Source organism: Enterobacter sp. 148H3 (assembly GCF_034107425.1).
In the GTDB taxonomy this organism is placed as follows: domain Bacteria; phylum Pseudomonadota; class Gammaproteobacteria; order Enterobacterales; family Enterobacteriaceae; genus Enterobacter; species Enterobacter vonholyi.
This window is the reverse complement of record NZ_JAWNEI010000001.1, coordinates 323,805-342,818: the sequence shown is the minus strand read 5'-3', so window position 1 is coordinate 342,818 and position 19,014 is coordinate 323,805. Positions and strand designations below refer to the sequence as shown.

The window sequence follows — 19,014 nt, the reverse complement described above, 5'->3', positions numbered from 1 at the left end:
CATCATGGGTGCCTATCTTATCCGTCGTCTCCTGCTGGTCATCCCCACCCTGTGGGCCATCATCACGATTAACTTTTTTATCGTGCAAATTGCTCCCGGCGGCCCGGTCGATCAGGCGATTGCCGCCATTGAATTTGGCAACAGCGGCGGCATGCCCGGCGGCGGAGGTGAAGGCATGGGTGCAAGCCATGCGCGAACCGGCGTTGGAAATATCAGCGAAAGCCATTATCGCGGCGGACGCGGGCTGGATCCGGAAGTGATCGCCGAGATCACCCACCGCTACGGCTTTGACAAACCGATTCACGAGCGCTATTTCAAAATGCTCTGGGATTACATCCGCTTTGATTTTGGCGATAGCCTGTTTCGCAGTGCGTCAGTGTTAACGCTGATCAAGCAAAGCCTGCCGGTTTCGATCACGCTGGGGCTGTGGGGAACGCTGATTATCTATCTGGTCTCTATACCGCTTGGGATCCGCAAAGCGGTGTATAACGGTAGCCGTTTCGATATCTGGAGTAGCACGTTCATTATCATCGGCTATGCCATCCCGGCGTTTCTGTTTGCCGTCCTGCTGATCGTCTTTTTTGCCGGGGGAAGTTATTTTGACCTTTTCCCGCTGCGAGGGCTGGTCTCCGCCGATTTCAGTTCCCTGCCGTGGTATCAGAAAATCACGGACTACCTCTGGCATATCACACTGCCGGTTCTGGCCACGGTCATTGGCGGGTTTGCGGCCCTGACCATGTTGACCAAAAACGCCTTTCTCGATGAAATTCGTAAGCAGTACGTTGTTACTGCCCGCGCCAAGGGCGTGAGCGAGAAGCAGATCATGTGGAAACACGTGTTCCGCAACGCCATGCTGCTGGTAATCGCCGGGTTTCCGGCCACGTTCATCGGCATGTTTTTTACCGGCTCGCTGTTGATAGAGGTCATGTTCTCGCTCAACGGACTGGGGCTGCTGGGCTATGAGGCTACCGTATCGCGCGATTATCCGGTGATGTTTGGCACACTCTATATTTTCACCCTGATTGGCCTGCTGCTGAATATCATCAGTGATATCAGCTATACGCTGGTCGATCCCCGAATCGATTTTGAGGGCCGCTGATGCCGCGTTTAAGCCCCGTCAATCAGGCCCGCTGGGCCCGTTTTCGCCACAACCGCCGCGGCTACTGGTCGCTGTGGATTTTTGCCGTGCTGTTTGCCTTAAGCATGTGTTCGGAGCTGATCGCCAACGACAAGCCGCTGCTGGTGCATTTTAACGATCGCTGGTACGTGCCGGTCTTCGCCAGCTACAGCGAAAGCGACTTTGGCGGCCCGTTTGCGACACGGGCGGAATATCAGGATCCGTGGCTTCGCCAGCAGATTGAGCAGCACGGCTGGGCGCTCTGGGCGCCGGTGCGCTTTGGCGCAAACAGTATAAACTTCGCTACCACGACCCCCTTCCCTTCCCCGCCCTCCGCGCAAAACTGGCTGGGAACGGATGCTAACGGCGGCGACGTGCTGGCACGCATCCTGTACGGCACGCGAATATCGCTTCTCTTTGGGCTGATGCTGACGCTCTTCTCCAGCGTGATGGGCGTTGTGGCGGGCGCCGTTCAGGGTTACTACGGCGGGAAAATTGACCTGTGGGGCCAGCGTATCATCGAAGTCTGGTCTGGTATGCCAACGCTGTTTCTGATCATCCTGCTTTCCAGCGTGGTGCAGCCGAACTTCTGGTGGCTATTAGGCATCACCGTCCTGTTCGGCTGGATGGCGCTGGTCGGCGTGGTGCGGGCGGAGTTTCTGCGCACCCGCAATTTCGACTATATCCGCGCCGCGCAGGCGCTTGGCGTTAGCGACCGGAGTATCATCTTCCGCCATATGCTGCCCAACGCCGTGGTGGCAACGCTCACCTTCCTGCCGTTTATTCTGTGTAGCTCCATCACCACCCTCACCTCGCTGGATTTTCTCGGTTTCGGGCTACCGCTGGGTTCCCCGTCGCTTGGCGAACTGCTGCTGCAGGGTAAGAACAACCTCCAGGCACCGTGGTTAGGCATCGCCGCCTTTCTTTCCGTGGCCGTGCTGCTGTCGCTGCTGATTTTTATTGGCGAAGCCGTGCGCGATGCCTTTGATCCGAACAAGGCGGTATAAGATGACCCAGCCTCTTCTGAGTATTGATAACCTGTCGATTGCTTTTTCAAAGCAGGGCGAGACGCGTACCGTTGTCAACGATTTATCGCTGCAGATCCAGCCCGGGGAAACGCTGGCTCTGGTCGGTGAATCGGGTTCAGGCAAGAGCGTTTCGGCGCTCTCCATCCTGCGGCTGCTGCCTTCTCCGCCGGTGAGCTATCCGCAAGGGGACATTCTTTTTCACGGCCGTTCGCTGCTGCATGCCGACGAACATACCCTGCGCGGCATTCGCGGCAACAAAATCGCGATGATCTTCCAGGAGCCGATGGTTTCACTTAACCCTCTGCACAGCCTCGAAAAACAGCTTTATGAAGTGCTTTCCCTGCACCGAGGGATGCGCAAAGAGGCCGCGCGGGGAGAAATTCTGGATTGTCTTGAACGAACGGGCATACGCAATGCGGCCAAACGGCTGAATGATTTTCCGCATCAGCTCTCCGGCGGCGAACGCCAGCGCGTGATGATCGCCATGGCCCTGTTGACGCGCCCCGAACTGCTGATTGCCGACGAGCCCACAACGGCGCTTGACGTGACGGTACAGGCGCAAATACTGACGCTGCTGCGGGAACTGCGTGACGAGCTGAACATGAGCCTGCTGTTTATCACGCACAACCTGAGCATTGTGAGAAAGCTGGCCGACAGCGTCGCGGTGATGCAAAACGGACGCTGTGTTGAACAGAATACGGCGTCCGCGCTGCTGAGTGCCCCACAGCACCCCTATACGCAGCGCCTGCTCGACAGCGAACCCTCCGGCGACCCGGTTCCTCTCGATGCGGACAGCACGCCGCTGCTGCGCGTTGAGGATCTGTCCGTCTCGTTCCCGATCCGCAAAGGTATTCTGCGACGCATTGTCGATCGCAATCCGGTGCTGAAAAATATCCGCTTCTCGCTGCGCCCGGGGGAATCCCTGGGGCTGGTGGGCGAATCCGGCTCGGGCAAAAGCACCACCGGTCTGGCGCTGCTGCGCTTAATTGCTTCCCAGGGCGAGATCCTCTTTGACGATATGCCGCTGCACCGCTGGAACCGCCGCCAGATGCTGCCCGTGCGTCCCCGCATGCAGGTGGTGTTTCAGGATCCCAACTCCTCGCTTAACCCACGGCTCAGCGTGTTACAGATTATCGAAGAGGGTCTGCGCGTCCATCAGCCCGGCCTGAGCGCGCAGCAACGCGAGCAGGAGGTCATGCGGGTCATGACCGAAGTGGGTCTAGATCCCGAGACGCGCCACCGCTACCCTGCGGAATATTCCGGTGGGCAGCGCCAGCGTATCGCCATTGCCCGCGCGCTGATCCTGAAACCGGAGCTGATTATTCTGGATGAACCGACGTCATCGCTGGACAGGACCGTACAGGCGCAGATCCTGGCGCTGCTGAAAGGGTTACAGGAAAAGCACCGGCTGGCCTATATCTTTATCAGCCATGATTTACAGGTGGTGCGGGCGCTATGCCATCAGGTGATTGTGTTGCGTCAGGGAGAGGTGGTCGAGCAGGGTGATTGCCAGCGCCTATTTAGCGCGCCAACGCAGCGCTACACGCGCCAGCTGTTGTCGTCAGACTAGCGCTCAGAATGGATACTGGCCGGAGAAAGGCTCTGCAATAGCAACGCCAAAATTTTTCAGGCGGCAGGTAGCAGCAAACTCGTCCTGGCTTTTCACAAACAGGCACGGCTCACCTTCGCACTCCAGTACGGAGCTGTCCACTTCGATATCCGTCAGGGCCTGACTGAGACGCTCCATCACCCGCCAGGCATTTTCGTCGCTCGGGCTCAGCAGCTTGAGCGCCACCAGGCAGTTTTCACAGCCCGCGACGTTTTGCGGAATCGGTTCAACTTTCGAACCAGCAAAACCCGCCGACCAGCGATAGCTCTGGGGCAAGCGATGGACAATAGAAAGTTGTAATGTATTCACGTTCGTTCCCCGGAAGCAAAACTTACTTCACAATTTATTTACATTTATAGTAACACATCATCGTCAGCCTGCACTATTCAGCACTTTTTTATCGGTATTCAGGCTCGCGTCGGCGCTATATGTACCCGTTTCTGCGATCTAACTCAACCTTTTTGAATACAATGATGTGACTTTTTACACAAATAGATTTTACATAAAATAAACAAACACGGAATAAACGAACGGGGGTTTGGTTGATATGCATCAACAAAAAAGGCCCTTCCGGGCCTTCTCTGCGTTTTAGTGGGCCGCTTTTCGCGGTCGACTGGCGTAAAGATAGAAGAGTATCGAGCTGGTTGCGCAAAAAGCCATCGCCCACAGCATGGGCCATGCCGTCGTAAAGGTGGCCATCGAAAGCAACGCCCCGACGATAGCGCCGATGCCGAAGCGGAACGTCCCTGCCAGAGATGATGCGGTTCCTGCCATGTGCGGAAACTCATCCAGGATCACCGCCATCGCATTGGACGACACCATCGACACGCAGCCAACAAAGGCCGCCACGCCGACCACCAGCGCCCAGAAGCCCACGCCCAGAAACGCGCTCACCACCAGCCAGATCGCCATCACAAACTGGATCCACAGCCCGGCGCGGAACATGTTCAGCGCCCCCACCCGCCGGACAAAGCGGCTGTTGATGATGGTCATGATGAACAGGAAGACGATGTTAAGCGCAAAGTAATAGCCGAAGTGCTGCGGCGAAACGTGGTTCAGCTCGATATAGACAAACGGCCCGGCGCTCAGGAAGGAGAACATTCCGGCGAAGCTGAACCCGCTTGCCAGCATATAGCTGAGCACGCGCTTGTGGCGAAACAGCGAGGCAAAGTTGCCGATGGTGGTACGGATGTGAAACTTCTGGCGGCGCTCGACGGGAAGCGTTTCATCAATAAAGAAGAAGATCATCGCGGAGGCCAGCAGCGCGGCCAGGGCCAGGATCCAGAAAATCACATGCCAGCTGAACCACACCAGCACCGCACCACCGGCCATTGGCGCCACCAGCGGCGCAATCGTCGTCACCAGCATGACAAACGACATCATGCGGGAGAACTCTTCTTTGGGGTAGATATCGCGCATCAGGGCGTTAATCACCACGCTTGCCGCTGCCGCCGCCAGACCGTGGAAGAAACGCATGATAATCAGATGATCGATAGTCTGCGCCAGCGCGCAGGCAACCGCTGCGGCCGCAAACACCAGCGTCCCGCCCAGAATGACCGGCTTGCGTCCAAGGCTGTCGGCCATCGGGCCATAAAACAGCTGGCCGAGGGCAAAGCCGAGAATATAGGTGCTGAGCGTCATCTGCGCGCTGCCCGCCGGGACGCCAAACTGCGCGGAAATGACCGGCAGCGCGGGCAGATACATATCAATTGACAGCGGCATCAGCATGGCCAGCAGGCCAAGAATGAAGACGATTTTGAACGACGAGTGTGGCCTGGTGGTCACAGAGTTCTCCTGAAATTAGTGCGAAGGCAGACCGACGCTGGCGATCTCTTCTTCCGTTAACGGGCGATATTCGCCAGGCGCCAGGTCGGGATCGAGTTCAATCGCACCAATCCGTTCGCGATGCAGGCCAACAACGTGGTTCCCCACCGCGGCAAACATACGTTTCACCTGATGGTAGCGCCCTTCGCTGATGGTCAGGCGGACCTCCGTCGGAGTGATGACTTCGAGCACCGCCGGTTTGGTCAGATCTTTTTCATTATGCAGCTGAACGCCTTTCGCGAAGTGCTCTGCCGTGTCATCCGACACCGGTGACTCCAGCGTCACGAGATAGGTTTTCTCGCAGTGGTGGCGTGGAGAGGTGATGCGATGCGACCACTGACCGTCGTCGGTCATCAGCACCAGCCCGGTGGTATCGATATCGAGTCGACCTGCGGCGTGCAGCTTGTGCGCCACCGGCTCGTCGAGGAAATAGAGCACCGTCGGGTGATCCGGATCGTCCGTTGAGCAGACGTAGCCTTCCGGCTTATTGAGCATGAAGTAGCGCGGACCGTGCTGCTGGGTCAGCGGATTGCCGTCATACTCCACCTGATGGTCAGGTTGCAGTTTGAACGCGCTGTCTCTCACAATGTCGCCATCCACGGTAACGCGGCTGGCGCGAATTTCGCGCCCGGCAATAGCGCGGCTTACGCCGAGTTGCTGAGCGATAAACTTATCAAGTCGCATGAAATCTTTTTAGCCTTAATGGTGCAGGAAGTCGGACAACAGGTCCGAAAAAAGAAGCAGTATGGAACGGTTCAGTATAATGGTCTGGTTGCGCCACTCAAGGGAAAAAGTTTCGTGGCATACTATGTGCGGAATAACGAAACCGAGACCCCATGACTTTTACACTTCGTCCCTATCAGCAGGAAGCCGTTGACGCCACCCTCGCCTGGTTCCGTAAACATCGCGAGCCGGCGGCGATTGTGCTCCCAACCGGCGCAGGCAAAAGCCTGGTCATCGCCGAACTGGCGCGTCTGGCCCGCGGCCGCGTGCTGGTGCTGGCGCACGTTAAAGAGCTCGTCGCGCAAAACCATGCCAAGTATTGTGCGCTTGGGCTGGAAGCCGATATTTTCGCCGCCGGGCTAAAGCGTAAAGAGAGCCACGGCAAAGTGGTGTTTGGCAGCGTGCAGTCGGTGGCGCGCAATCTGAACCTGTTTCGCAGCGAATTTTCGCTGCTGATTGTCGACGAGTGTCACCGCATCAGCGACGACGACGACAGCCAGTATCAGCAAATCCTGTCGCACCTGAAAGAGGTGAACCCTCACCTGCGCCTGCTGGGCCTGACGGCGACCCCGTTTCGCCTGGGGAAAGGCTGGATCTATCGTTACCATTATCACGGCATGGTGCGCGGCGATGACAAGGCCCTGTTTAGCGACTGCATCTACGAGCTTCCTCTGCGCTACATGATTAAACATGGCTACCTGACGCCACCTGAGCGGTTGGATATGCCGGTGGTGCAGTACGATTTCAGCCGCCTGCAGGCGCAGAGCAACGGGTTATTCAGCGAAGCGGATCTTAACCAGGAGCTGAAAAAGCAAAAGCGCATTACGCCGCATATCATCAGCCAGATAGAGGAGTTCGCCGCGACGCGCAAAGGGGTGATGATCTTTGCCGCCACCGTTGAGCACGCGCGAGAAATCACCGGGTTACTGCCCCCCGGCGACGCGGCGCTCATCACCGGCGAGACGCCCGGCCCCGAGCGCGACCGCCTGATTGAGGCCTTTAAAGCCCAGCAGTTCCGCTATCTGGTTAATGTATCGGTATTGACCACCGGCTTTGACGCCCCGCACGTCGACCTGATCGCTATTTTGCGTCCGACCGAATCGGTCAGTCTGTATCAGCAAATTGTTGGCCGCGGCCTGCGTCTGGCGCCGGGGAAAACCGACTGCCTGATTCTGGATTATGCCGGTAACCCGCACGATCTCTATACGCCTGAGGTCGGCGCGCCAAAAGGGAAAAGCGACAACGTGCCCGTGCAGGTCTTTTGCCCTGCCTGCGGGTTTGCCAACACCTTCTGGGGAAAAACCACCGCCGACGGTACGCTGATCGAACATTTTGGCCGCCGCTGTCAGGGCTGGTTTGAAGATGATGACGGGCATCGCGAGCAGTGCGATTTTCGTTTCCGCTTTAAAAACTGCCCGCAGTGCAACGCCGAAAACGACATTGCCGCTCGCCGCTGTCGGGAATGCGACACGGTGCTGGTTGACCCGGACGACATGCTGAAAGCGGCATTAAAGCTGAAAGATGCGCTGGTGCTGCGCTGTTCCGGCATGGCGTTGCAGCCCGGCGCCGATGAAAAAGGTGAATGGTTGAAAATCACCTATTACGATGAAGACGGGGCGGACGTCAGCGAGCGCTTCCGGCTCCAGACGCCTGCCCAGCGAACGGCCTTCGAACAGCTGTTTATTCGCCCGCACATCCGCACCCCGGGAGTGCCCCTGCGCTGGATCACCGTGGCGGATATCGTGCGCCAGCAGGTGCTATTGCGCCATCCGGATTTTGTGGTCGCCCGCAAAAAAGGCCAGTTCTGGCAGGTGCGCGAGAAACTCTTTGACTACGAAGGTCGCTTCCGTCGCGCCAACGAATTGCGCGGTTAGCGGGACTTTTCATTGATGTGGGGGGCATTTGAGTATAAAATGCCGCCCGCTTCACATCCGTGAGGCAGAACACTCACCTGCTGCTGGGTCGCCTGTAGTAGGGTTTTAAATACAGAGAGAAATCAATGTTCACTATCGAAGCAGAAGTACGTAACGTGCAGGGTAAGGGTGCGAGCCGCCGCCTGCGTACCGCTAACAAGTTCCCGGCTATCGTTTACGGTGGCGAAGCTGCTCCAGTTGCCATCGAACTGGATCACGACAAACTGTGGAACCTGCAGACCAAAGCTGAATTCTACAGCGAAGTTCTGACCATCGTTGTTGGCGGTAAAGAAGAAAAAGTGAAAGTTCAGGCTGTTCAGCGTCACGCGTTCAAGCCAAAACTGACTCACATCGACTTCGTTCGCGCGTAATCGCAAACCTGTCGAAAAAACCCCGCTTCTGCGGGGTTTTTTGTGCCTGCTATTTACCGCCCGAGGTGCGGCGCTGAAGCTGATCGCGCAGATTCGGCGGCGTACCTTTAATGGTCAGCGTATCGGTGGCCGGATCCCAGAAGATACGTTCACCCAGCAGCATCGCATCAAAGTTAATGGTTAACCCACCGCCGCTGCCGGCAAACTTGGTTAACTGACGCAGCGTGCTGCGATCCGCCGGGAAGCTCTCTTCAAGCTCATAGCCCTTCTCTGCGGTAAACTCCTGGAAGCTGACTTCGCTGACGCCCGCCAGCTCTTTTGACAGTGACTCCAGCTCAATCTCTTCCCCTGCCTGCAGCTGTTCGTTGCAGTAGCTGTAAACCTGCTGGCGCACCGTCTGGCGCTCAGATTTATCAAGCTGCGCTTCGGCTGTGAAATCGTCAACCGCCTGGAGCAGCCCTTTGTTCTGCGCTTTGGCGTTAAGCCCTTCACTGGCACCGAGGAAGTCCATAAAGAAATCCGCCACTTTGCGGCCCACGCGTCCCTTCAGGAAAGTCAGGTAGCGGGTCGACTCCGGGTTGGTTTCCCACTCGGTCAAATCAATACGCGCCACGATATCCGCATGGTTAATGTCCAGATAATGCGTCGAGCTGATATCCAACTGCTCGTTCACGCGCATGCTGCTTAAGTTATTCAGCACGGTAACCAGCAGATACTCGACCGCCAGATAGCGGTAGTGGCAGAACAAGACAATCCCGCCGTCGGCGAACGGATATTTAGCCAGCTCGTCGCGGAGACGCCCGGTTGCCGCACGGCTAAACGCCAGGAAATCCTCTTCACCCTGGCGCTGCAGGCGCAGGCTATCGGCCAGTTCGCTGTCTTCGCTGAAAAGACCATAGGCTTTATTTTTGGCGCTGTAGACGCGATGCAGCTCTGCCATCATCTCCACCACGGTCGCCGTGGGTTCCAGTAACGAATCGCGCAGCACCACTTCAAGGGTTTGCTCATCACGCTTGATAAGCTGGTGCAAGGCAATCTGGTTGATTTCCAGACTCATGATAAACTCTCCTTTTAGACCGGGCGGTATTCAACCACCACCAGGACATGTGTGCAACAACAGATAAAAAAGGGGAAAAAAAGCTGTTGCTACGGTAATATGTTGCCCTTTCATCAACAAACTGATTTTGATTTATGCCACAACATTCCCGCTACAGTGATGAACACGTTGAACAACTGCTCAGTGAGCTGGTCAACGTACTGGAAAAACATAAAACGCCGACCGATCTCTCCCTGATGGTTTTGGGAAATATGGTCACCAACCTGATTAACACCAGCGTTGCTCCGGCTCAGCGTCAGGCGATCGCAAAATCTTTCGCCCAGGCTTTACAGTCGTCCGTCAGCAACGACCCGGCCCATTAAGGGATACGAACAACAGTTTATGGTGACGAATCGTCAGCGCTACCGTGAAAAAGTCTCCCAGATGGTCAGCTGGGGGCACTGGTTTGCCCTGTTCAACATTCTGTTGGCGACGGTCATTGGCTGTCGTTATCTGTTTGTCGCAGACTGGCCAACAACGCTAACCGGGCGTGTCTACTCCTGGATAAGCGTTGTCGGTCACTTTAGCTTTTTGGTTTTCGCCACCTATCTGCTGATCCTGTTCCCCCTGACGTTTATCGTCATGTCGCAGCGTCTGATGCGGTTCTTATCCGCCATCCTCGCGACGGTGGGGATGACGCTGCTGCTTATCGACAGTGAAGTGTTCACCCGCTTCCACCTGCATCTTAACCCCATCGTCTGGGAACTGGTGATTAACCCCGACCAGAACGAAACGGCCCGTGACTGGCAGCTGATGTTTATCAGCGTCCCGGTGATCCTGTTGATTGAGATGCTGTTTGCGACGTGGAGCTGGCAAAAGCTCCGCAGCCTGACCCGGCGACGCCATTACGCGAAGCCCGTCGCCGCGCTCTTTTTCGTCTCCTTTATCAGTTCGCACATCATGTATATCTGGGCGGATGCGAACTTCTATCGCCCTATTACCATGCAGCGCGCGAACCTGCCGCTCTCGTACCCGATGACGGCCCGTCGTTTCCTCGAGAAACACGGCCTGCTTGACGCTCAGGAGTACCAGCGCCGTCTTATCGAGCAGGGTAATCCGGAAGCCGTCAGCGTGCAGTATCCTCTGAGCGATCTACGCTATCGCGATATGGGGCGCGGGCAAAACGTCCTGCTGATCACCGTTGATGGCCTGAACTATTCCCGTTACGAGAAGCAGATGCCTGTGCTGGCCGATTTTGCGAGGCAAAACGTCTCGTTTACTCAGCATATGAGCTCCGGTAACACAACCGACGCGGGCATCTTTGGCCTCTTCTATGGCATTTCAGCCGGATACATGGACGGCGTACTCTCTACCCGCACGCCTGCGGCGCTGATCACCGGGCTGAATCAGCAGGGCTATCAGTTAGGGTTATTCTCATCCGATGGCTTTAACAGCCCGCTCTACCGCCAGGCACTACTGTCCGATTTCTCACTGCCAGCGGCACAAAATCAGTCCGATGCGCAGACCGCCGGCCAATGGATAAACTGGCTTCAGCGCTACGCGCAGGAAGATAACCGCTGGTTCTCATGGGTTGCCTTTAACGGCACAACGCTTGCTAACAGCAATAAGAATGATTTCGCGCGCCGCTATGGCCGCGCGGCGGGTGATGTTGATGCGCAGATTGGCCGCGTGCTTGACGCGCTACGTGAGTCCGGCAAGCTGGATAACACCGTGGTGATCGTGACCGCAGGCCATGGCGTCCCGTTAGGTGACGAGACGAAGAGCATGAGCTGGTCACGCCCGAACCTGCAGGTTCCGCTGGTGATCCACTGGCCTGGCACCCCGGCGCAGCGCATCAATATGCTTACCGAGCATAAAGATGTGATGACTACCCTGATGCAACGCCTGCTGCATGTCAGCACGCCAGCGAACGAGTATTCGCAGGGACAGGATCTCTTCAGCGCTGCGCGCCGCCATAACTGGGTCACGGCTGCCGGGAATGACACGCTGGTGGTGACCACACCGAAGCTGACGCTGGTGCTGAACAGTAACGGGAATTATCAGACGTATAATCTGCAGGGTGAACGGTTGAAAGACCAGAAACCGCAGCTGAGCCTGCTGTTGCAGGTCCTGACGGATGAGAAGCGCTTCATCGCTAACTGATTAATAATAAACCAGTTAGCGACAGATTCCCTTGCATTCAAAACGGAATCGAGTAGTATTCTTTTTATGCGTCGGCACGTAGCGCAGCCTGGTAGCGCACCGTCATGGGGTGTCGGGGGTCGGAGGTTCAAATCCTCTCGTGCCGACCAAAAACATACTGAAAACCAGCCTGATGGCTGGTTTTTTTATTTCGCCTCGTCCGGGGTTTTGCGCAGATACACCAGCGTAGCCAGACAAATCACCGCTCCGGCATAAAACGTATATTCCGCGCCAAACGTTTCCCATATCGCGCCGGCTCCCACGCTGGCGATTAATAATCCCACGCCGCTGACCAGACTAAAAATACCGAAAGCAGTGCCGCGCAGATCGGGCGGTGCGGTTTTAGCGATCATTGCCGCCAGTAATCCCTGGGTCATACCCATATGTACTCCCCAAAACGCGACGCCCAGAAGGACTCCAAACCATTGGCTACTCAGTGCCAGAACAACATCTGCGGCAATCAACACCATCAGCCCCCACTGCAGAAGTCGGGTATGGCTCATACCATCAGAAAGTTTGCCAAAAGGATAAGCCGAAAGGGAATAGAGTACGTTCATGACCACCATCACCAGCGGAATAAGGGCCAGAGGAACGCCCGACTGCTGCGCACGAAGTACGAGAAAAGCCTCGCTAAACCGGGCAAGCGTGAACACTGCACCAAGGCCAATAACCCACCAGCACGCTTTACCCAGCCGCCTTAAATTCTCTCGTTTAATGGGATTAGTACGTTTATGTTCGAGGGGCGTTTTCGGCTCCTGAAGACCAAAATAGAGCAAAGCGACTGAAAGCAGACCGGGGATAAGGGCTATCCAGAAAACTGTGCGAAAGTCATTATCGAGCAATAGCATTAAGCTTACAGCCAGTAATGGACCAAGAAATGCCCCTGTAGTATCCATTGACTGACGCAGGCCATATGCCGCACCACGCATTTCCTGCGGCGTAACGTCTGCAACCAAAGCATCCCGCGGTGCGCCCCGAATTCCCTTCCCCGTACGGTCCATCAGACGTGCGCCTAAAACCATCCCGGAAGAGGAAGCTAAAGCGAAAAGGGGTTTGCTTAGCGCCCCCAGGCCATATCCTAACAAGGCCAACCCCTTGCGCTGGCCAAGATAGTCGCTTATTGCCCCCGAAAAGACCTTAATAAAAAGCGCAGTAGCCTCCGCCAGCCCTTCAATCAGACCGATAAACAGCACGCTCGTACCGAGGGTGGTCATCATAAAAAGTGGCAGCAGGCTGTGAATACTCTCCGACGAGATATCCATCAACATACTGACTCCCCCCACAACCCAGACGCCTTTGGGGATCTGACTGAGCACTGGAAATCTGGAACGCATCTACCGCTCCTGCTTTAAAAACAGTTGCCTGAATGCTTACAGGATAGGATATCCCGGATTAAAAAAACCTGAGGAGAGTGAGATGAGACCATAAAAAAGCCACCCCGCAGGATGGCTTCGATATCGCAAATCGGCGTCTAGTGTTTATCACGTCCGCCCAGGAAGAAAATGCCCAGCGGGATAGCCAGCAGAACGGTGAACACCAGGCTGTAGACAAAGATCATCGCCGACTGAAGGACATACATGCTGGTTGTCCAGGCAGAGAGAGGAATGTTGTACTGTTCGATAACGCCTACAATGGTGGCCCGCCCCACGCACGCGGCAGCAATCATAAACACGACCAGCAGCGCCAGGAGGAACTTGCGGCCTTCAGGCGTTTTCAGTTTTGCACGAACCATCTCTCTTCCCTTTTACAGATGAATAACATTATAGGGGGTCTAAAATAACACAAACCCCTGCCAGACTCTACGACAGCACAAACATCTAATCAAATGACTTGCACGTGGTTTATTACGCTATTCATATTGAAAATGTAAGTAAATAACACCAGTCATTCATGACTGATATGTTAACCTGTGCAGGATCGTTTTGACATAAAGGAATGACAATGAAAAACGCACCTAAATTTGCCATCGCACTCATCGCCGCCGCGTGTGTCAGCACCAGTGCTTTCGCCAGCGAAACATCTAAAGAGCAGCCGCTGGAAAAAGTCGCCCCGTACCCGAAAGCGGATAAAGGGATGAAGCGTCAGGTGATCCAGCTACCGGCACAGCAGGATGAAGCGAATTTCAAAGTGGAGCTGTTGATTGGCAAGACGCTGGAAGTGGATTGCAACCAGCATCGTCTGGGCGGTCAGCTGGAAAGCAAAACGCTGGAAGGCTGGGGTTATGACTACTACGTCTTTGATAAAGTGACCTCTCCGGTCTCCACCATGATGGCCTGCCCGGACGGCAAGAAAGAGAAGAAATTTGTGACAGCGTATCTGGGCGACAATAGCCTGCTGCGCTACAACAGCAAGTTGCCGATCGTGGTTTATACGCCTGAAAACGTGGAAGTGAAGTATCGCGTGTGGAAGGCTGAAGAGAAGATTGAGCAGGCTGTCGTACGTTGAAATTAAGTCGGGTGGCGGCTTCGCCTTACCCGACCTACAAAACAACACCGAACATAGGCCGGGTAGGCGTCAGCGCCACCCGGCTTTTTTACCTTACAGCGCGATATCCGCAACCGGTTTGTTTTCCGGCTGAGGCTTCAGCTCCGCTTTCGGCGCAGCATCCGCAGCCTGCGGTTTGATGTACTGCAGCTGCAGTACGCGGCTGGTGTATTCCAGCTCCTGCTCCGTCGCGTCCACGTTACCGTTCAGCTTCGTGCCGTAGGATGGAATAATGGTTTTCAGCTTCGCCTGCCATTCCGGACTGGCGACTTTATCTTTAAACACTTTTTCCATCAGGTGCAGCATGATTGGCGCAGCGGTAGACGCACCCGGTGACGCGCCCAGCAGCGCGGCGATTGTGCCATCCTTATCGCTCACCACTTCGGTACCCAGACGCAGCACGCCACCCTCTTTCGGATCGCGCTTGATGATCTGAACGCGCTGACCCGCCTGCCACAGACGCCAGTCTTCTTTCTTCGCCTGAGGATAGTACTCTTTCAGCGCTTCGAAACGGTCGTCGTCAGAGAGCATCACCTGGCTAATCAGGTATTTCACCAGATCGAAGTTATCCAGACCCACGTCCATCATCGGCTTGACGTTAGAGGTGGTGGTTGCGCTCAGCAGATCCCACAGGGAGCCGTTTTTCAGGAATTTAGTGGAGAAGGTCGCGAACGGTCCAAACAGCACCACGCGTTTGCCGTCAAGCATACGGGTGTCAATGTGCGGAACGGACATTGGCGGCGCGCCCACGGAAGCCTGACCGTACACTTTTGCCAGATGACGATTCACCACTTCCGGGTTATCGGACACCAGGAACTGACCGCCGACCGGGAAGCCCGCGTAGTCGTCAGCTTCCGGAATACCGGACTCCTGCAGCAGCTTCAGCGCCGCGCCGCCCGCACCGATGAAGACAAACTTCGCCTTGATGACGTGTTCAGCTTCATTGTTTTTCAGATCGGCAACGGTCACGCTCCAGCTATTATCCGCGTTGCGCTTGAAACCGCGCACTTCGGTGCTGAGCTGCAGATTGAAGTTCTCTTTTTTCTTCAGAGACGTCACCAGCTGACGGGTAATTTCACCGTAGTTAACGTCAGTACCAATTTCGGTTCGGGTCGCCGCCACTTTCTGGTTCGGGTCACGGCCTTCCATGACCAGCGGAGCCCACTCTTTAATCTGCGCGTGGTCTTCAGAGTATTTCATCCCGCGGAACAGCGTGCTCTGCTGCAGAGCGGCGTAGCGCGCGCGCAGGAAGTTGACGTTCTGCTCGCCCCACACAAAGCTCATGTGCGGCACGGTGTTGATGAAGGAGTGCGGGTCGTGCAGCACGCCGCTGTTGACCTGATGAGACCAGAACTGGCGAGAAACCTGGAATGCTTCGTTGATTTCTACTGCCTTCTCGATACTAATGGAACCGTCCTTTTTCTGCGGCGTATAGTTCAGTTCCATGAGTGCCGAATGGCCGGTACCGGCGTTATTCCAGCCGTTCGAACTCTCCTGCGCCACGCCATCAAGGCGCTCGACCATGGTCATAGACCAGTCCGGCTGCAGTTCTTGCAGATAGGTTCCCAGCGTGGCGCTCATGATCCCGCCACCGATTAAAAGGACGTCCGTTTCCTGCTCTTTTGGTGCGTCAGCTTTCGCCGCCATGGAGACGGTGTTAAGCCCCACGGCCAGAGAAAAGAGCATGGCAGTCATTTTTTTCATAATTTATGCCTTAGTGTAAAAGTGCTTGATGCGTGGAAATTGCAGGTGAAAAAAGCTGCGGTGGCACGGTAACAACTTTTAAATATTGTTTAAAGGTTACGAAATTATTGTAATTGTGAAATTTAATGATGGATTGTTTGTGAGGAATTAGCGATGCGTCTGGTAAAGCGCGGTTTTACTGGCTAGTATGTTGCGTTTTGTGATCGCGCGCACGGAAGCCTGCCCTAACCAGCGAACTGTTATGTCCTTACCCCATTCTGCTGTATCCCCCGAAGAGCGCGTAGCCAACGTGCTGCGTTCCCCTAAGAAGCTGACGCGCGAAACGCTGGCAGGCGTGATTACCGCCCTGGCTCTGATCCCCGAAGTCATCTCGTTTTCGGTGGTCGCGGGCGTTGACCCGAAGGTCAGCCTGATCGCTTCCGTAGTGCTGTGTCTCGCCCTGTCCGTACTCGGTGGTCGTCCGGCGATGGTCACGGCAGCGGCCGGTTCCGTGGCGCTGGTCATTGGCCCGATGGTGTATCAGCACGGCGTGCAGTACATTCTTCCCGCCGTGCTCATGGCTGGCGTGATTCAGATTCTGTTTGGCGTGCTGGGCATGGCAAGGCTGATGCGCTTTATTCCCCAGTCGGTCATGACCGGGTTTGTTAACGCCCTGGGCATTTTGATCTTCTTAGCTCAGGTGCCGCATTTCTGGAGCCGAAGCCCGCTGATTGTGGGCCTGTTCGTGCTGACGCTGCTGATCGTGCTCTGGGTGCCGCGATATATCAAAAGCATCCCTTCCCCGCTGATTGCGATTGTGCTGTTAACCTTGTTTACCGTTTCAACCGTGCAAAGCCTGCCGACCGTGGGCGATGAAGGCTCAATGAGCGGCAGTTTGCCGGGACTTAGTGAACTTCTGGTCCCCCTCAATTTACAGACGCTGAGCATTATCTGGCCGTGCGCGTTGAGCATCGCCTTTGTCGGCCTGCTGGAGTCCCTGCTCACGGCAAAGCTGGTGGATGAACTGACCGCGACACCGTCAAGTAAACGCCGCGAAAGCATTGGATTAGGCGTCGGCAATATTCTGGCCGGATTTTACGGTGGTATTGCAGGCTGCGCGATGATAGGACAAACCATCGTTAACGTGGAGATGGGGAAAGGCCGAAGCCGCATTTCAACCTTCGCTGCGGGCATCGTGCTGCTGATCCTGGTGACGGCGCTCAGCGAGGTGATGGCCAACATCCCGATGGCGGTGCTGGCGGGCATTATGGCGATCGTCGCCGTCAAAACCTTCAGCTGGCACAGCCTTCAGCCCACCACGCTGAAAACGGCCCCGATAGCGGAAACGGTCGTCATGCTGGTCACCGTTGCCGCCACGGTATCAACCGGCAATCTGGCAATTGGCGTGCTGGGCGGAATTATCGTCATGGCACTCCTCCCCGCCCGCATTAAGCGTCGGCTTAAAGAAGAAAAATCGTCGCCAGTCCAAGAAAAATAAAGAAACCGCCGGTATCGGTGATGGCGGTGATCATCACGCTCGACCCCACCGCGGGGTCGCGCCCCAGTTTGGTCATGGTCAACGGGATAATGACGCCCATCATCGATGCCACCAGCAAATTCAGCACCATCGCCAGCATCATCACTCCGCCTAACGCCATATCGTCATACAGCCACCAGGTGATGCCGCCCATAATGCCGCCCCATACCAGGCCGTTGATCAACGCCACCCCCATCTCTCTGAAGATCAGAAAGGCGAAGTTGCCGGGCTGAATATTTTCCAGCGCCAGCGCGCGGACGATCATGGTGATGGTCTGGTTTCCGGTGTTGCCGCCAATCCCGGCCACAATCGGCATCAGCGAGGCCAGCGCCACCAGCTGCGAAATAGTGTGTTCAAAGCCGTCAATCACGCGGGAGGCGATAAACGCGGTACACAGGTTAATGGCCAGCCACGCCCAGCGCGTTTTCACCGCCTTGCCGACGGAGGCATGGACGTCATCTTCTGCGCTGATCCCTCCGAGCGCACGCAGATCGTTATCGGTTTCTTCGTAGACCACGTCAACGATCTCGTCGATGGTCAGACGCCCCATCAGTTTGCCGACGGAATCCACGACGGCAGCACTCACGAGGTCGTCACGTTCGAAGGTTCGCGCCGCTTTCTCCGCATCGTCTTCCGGGGAGAAGACCATCGGCTCGTTTTCCATCACCTCGCTCACCTTCCGCTGGGTGCTGTTGAGCAGGATGGTTTTCAGCTCCAGCTCGCCGAGCAGGGTTTTGTCCCGGGAGGTGACAAACAGTTTATCGGTGTTATCCGGCATTTTGCCCAGGCGACGCAGATAGCGCTGTACGGTACCGAGCGTCACGTCCGGTCGCACCGTGATAACGCCGAACTCCATGATCGCGCCGACGCTGTTTTTCTCATAGTGCATCACCTGACGCACGCGCGCCCGCTCCTCCGCAGGCAGTGACGCCAGCAGGCGACCGGTCAGGTTTCGCGGCAGGTGCTGAACGAGGTAAATCTGCTCGTCGATATCCAGCGTTTGCAGAGCGTCGAGAATATCCCGGTCGCTCATCTCGTCAATCAGGTCGTCCCAGACGTTTTCGGAGGCCTCAAGCAGCACCTGTCCGCGCTCGTGATCCTGTACCAGACGCCAGAGGGCGTGACGTTCTTCCGAGGGAAGCGCTTCAAGGGTGTCCGCCAGATCCGGCGGGGGTAAGTGAGCAACCAGCGCACCTACCTCAGCAATATCGTCGGCCAAGGTGCCGACATCATATTGCTCAGCCAGGGTGAGTTTGCCTAATAGCGTAGAAGTGACCGCTTTATCGGTCGTGAGGAGCCAGATGAGTCGCGCGCGCTCCTGGTCACGCTGTCTGGCGCTGTTTTTCTTTAATACCGACATCAATCATAAATCCATTAAATGAGTTGGGGTTAAGCATAGCGCGGGGATATGTAAATAAGAATAAACAACGGGCCGGGATGGAGAAAAAAGCGGCATTACGGCCACGATCTCTCCCCTCTCCCTGTGG

Annotated in this window: 17 protein-coding genes and 1 tRNA gene; 10 read left to right on the top strand and 8 right to left on the bottom strand. The window is 56.0% G+C overall.

Annotated features, from left to right (window positions below):
• Positions 1-4: 4 nt before the first annotated feature.
• From USH94_RS01555 to yejF, 3 genes are read left to right on the top strand one after another with little or no spacing between them, the layout of a single operon-like run.
• Positions 5-1,099 (top strand): microcin C ABC transporter permease YejB, encoded by a 1,095-nt coding sequence (locus USH94_RS01555; RefSeq protein WP_029740961.1) that lies wholly within the window; start codon positions 5-7, stop codon positions 1,097-1,099.
• On the top strand, positions 1,099-2,124 hold the full coding sequence (locus USH94_RS01550) for an ABC transporter permease (RefSeq protein ID WP_111965302.1): 1,026 nt from the start codon (positions 1,099-1,101) through the stop codon (positions 2,122-2,124). The genes USH94_RS01555 and USH94_RS01550 overlap by 1 nt, the downstream gene beginning before the upstream one ends.
• 1 nt (position 2,125) lies before the next feature.
• Entirely contained in the window at positions 2,126-3,715 is a 1,590-nt protein-coding gene (gene yejF, locus USH94_RS01545; protein WP_111965301.1) for a microcin C ABC transporter ATP-binding protein YejF, read from the top strand.
• Positions 3,716-3,718: 3 nt separating this feature from the next.
• Here the strand turns inward: yejF and USH94_RS01540 are convergent, their stop codons facing one another.
• The 3 genes from USH94_RS01540 to rsuA form a co-directional block, all read right to left on the bottom strand.
• Entirely contained in the window at positions 3,719-4,063 is a 345-nt protein-coding gene (locus USH94_RS01540) for a YejG family protein (protein WP_008500952.1), read from the bottom strand.
• 279 nt (positions 4,064-4,342) lie between these two features.
• Complete coding sequence (locus tag USH94_RS01535; protein ID WP_008500953.1) at positions 4,343-5,539, bottom strand: Bcr/CflA family multidrug efflux MFS transporter; 1,197 nt, start codon at positions 5,537-5,539, stop codon at positions 4,343-4,345.
• 15 nt (positions 5,540-5,554) lie between these two features.
• Positions 5,555-6,262, bottom strand: coding sequence for a 16S rRNA pseudouridine(516) synthase RsuA (rsuA, locus tag USH94_RS01530; RefSeq protein ID WP_021241522.1), 708 nt, complete (start codon positions 6,260-6,262; stop codon positions 5,555-5,557).
• Positions 6,263-6,414: 152 nt separating this feature from the next.
• Here rsuA and USH94_RS01525 point away from each other — a divergent pair, with 152 nt between their 5' ends.
• Together USH94_RS01525 and rplY are read left to right on the top strand one after the other, a co-directional pair.
• Positions 6,415-8,175 (top strand): DEAD/DEAH box helicase, encoded by a 1,761-nt coding sequence (locus tag USH94_RS01525; RefSeq protein WP_111965300.1) that lies wholly within the window; start codon positions 6,415-6,417, stop codon positions 8,173-8,175.
• Positions 8,176-8,300: 125 nt separating this feature from the next.
• A complete protein-coding gene (gene rplY, locus USH94_RS01520; protein ID WP_008500956.1) occupies positions 8,301-8,585 on the top strand; it encodes a 50S ribosomal protein L25 in 285 nt (94 codons plus the stop codon).
• A 49-nt stretch (positions 8,586-8,634) separates the two neighbouring features.
• Here rplY and yejK read toward each other — a convergent pair whose 3' ends face one another.
• A complete protein-coding gene (yejK, locus tag USH94_RS01515; RefSeq protein ID WP_109845346.1) occupies positions 8,635-9,642 on the bottom strand; it encodes a nucleoid-associated protein YejK in 1,008 nt (335 codons plus the stop codon).
• 134 nt (positions 9,643-9,776) lie between these two features.
• Between yejK and USH94_RS01510 the strand changes: the two genes are divergently transcribed.
• From USH94_RS01510 to USH94_RS01500, 3 genes are all read left to right on the top strand, one after another.
• On the top strand, positions 9,777-10,004 hold the full coding sequence (locus tag USH94_RS01510) for a YejL family protein (protein WP_008500958.1): 228 nt from the start codon (positions 9,777-9,779) through the stop codon (positions 10,002-10,004).
• A gap of 19 nt (positions 10,005-10,023) precedes the next feature.
• Entirely contained in the window at positions 10,024-11,784 is a 1,761-nt protein-coding gene (yejM, locus tag USH94_RS01505; RefSeq protein WP_111965299.1) for an LPS biosynthesis-modulating metalloenzyme YejM, read from the top strand.
• Positions 11,785-11,856: 72 nt separating this feature from the next.
• Positions 11,857-11,933 (top strand) — tRNA-Pro (locus USH94_RS01500).
• 36 nt (positions 11,934-11,969) lie between these two features.
• Here the strand turns inward: USH94_RS01500 and USH94_RS01495 are convergent.
• Positions 11,970-13,157: an MFS transporter gene (locus USH94_RS01495; RefSeq protein WP_111965298.1), complete on the bottom strand. Its 1,188-nt coding sequence runs from the start codon at positions 13,155-13,157 to the stop codon at positions 11,970-11,972.
• A 137-nt stretch (positions 13,158-13,294) separates the two neighbouring features.
• Positions 13,295-13,555 (bottom strand): DUF2534 family protein, encoded by a 261-nt coding sequence (locus tag USH94_RS01490; protein ID WP_010433451.1) that lies wholly within the window; start codon positions 13,553-13,555, stop codon positions 13,295-13,297.
• 209 nt (positions 13,556-13,764) lie between these two features.
• Here USH94_RS01490 and eco point away from each other — a divergent pair, with 209 nt between their 5' ends.
• The gene (gene eco, locus USH94_RS01485; protein WP_111965297.1) at positions 13,765-14,268 is read left to right on the top strand and encodes a serine protease inhibitor ecotin; all 504 of its coding nucleotides are present in this window, start codon (positions 13,765-13,767) and stop codon (positions 14,266-14,268) included.
• A 93-nt stretch (positions 14,269-14,361) separates the two neighbouring features.
• Here the strand turns inward: eco and mqo are convergent, their stop codons facing one another.
• Positions 14,362-16,011, bottom strand: a complete 1,650-nt coding sequence (gene mqo / locus USH94_RS01480) for a malate dehydrogenase (quinone) (RefSeq protein WP_047652540.1) — start codon at positions 16,009-16,011, stop codon at positions 14,362-14,364.
• A gap of 187 nt (positions 16,012-16,198) precedes the next feature.
• On the opposite strand from mqo, the gene USH94_RS01475 reads away from it, so the two are divergent.
• The gene (locus USH94_RS01475) at positions 16,199-17,488 is read left to right on the top strand and encodes a SulP family inorganic anion transporter (protein WP_111965296.1); all 1,290 of its coding nucleotides are present in this window, start codon (positions 16,199-16,201) and stop codon (positions 17,486-17,488) included.
• On the opposite strand, the gene mgtE is transcribed toward USH94_RS01475, so the two are convergent.
• A complete protein-coding gene (gene mgtE / locus USH94_RS01470; RefSeq protein ID WP_069303099.1) occupies positions 17,451-18,887 on the bottom strand; it encodes a magnesium transporter in 1,437 nt (478 codons plus the stop codon). The two genes, USH94_RS01475 and mgtE, sit on opposite strands and share 38 nt — an antisense overlap.
• Positions 18,888-19,014: the final 127 nt, after the last annotated feature.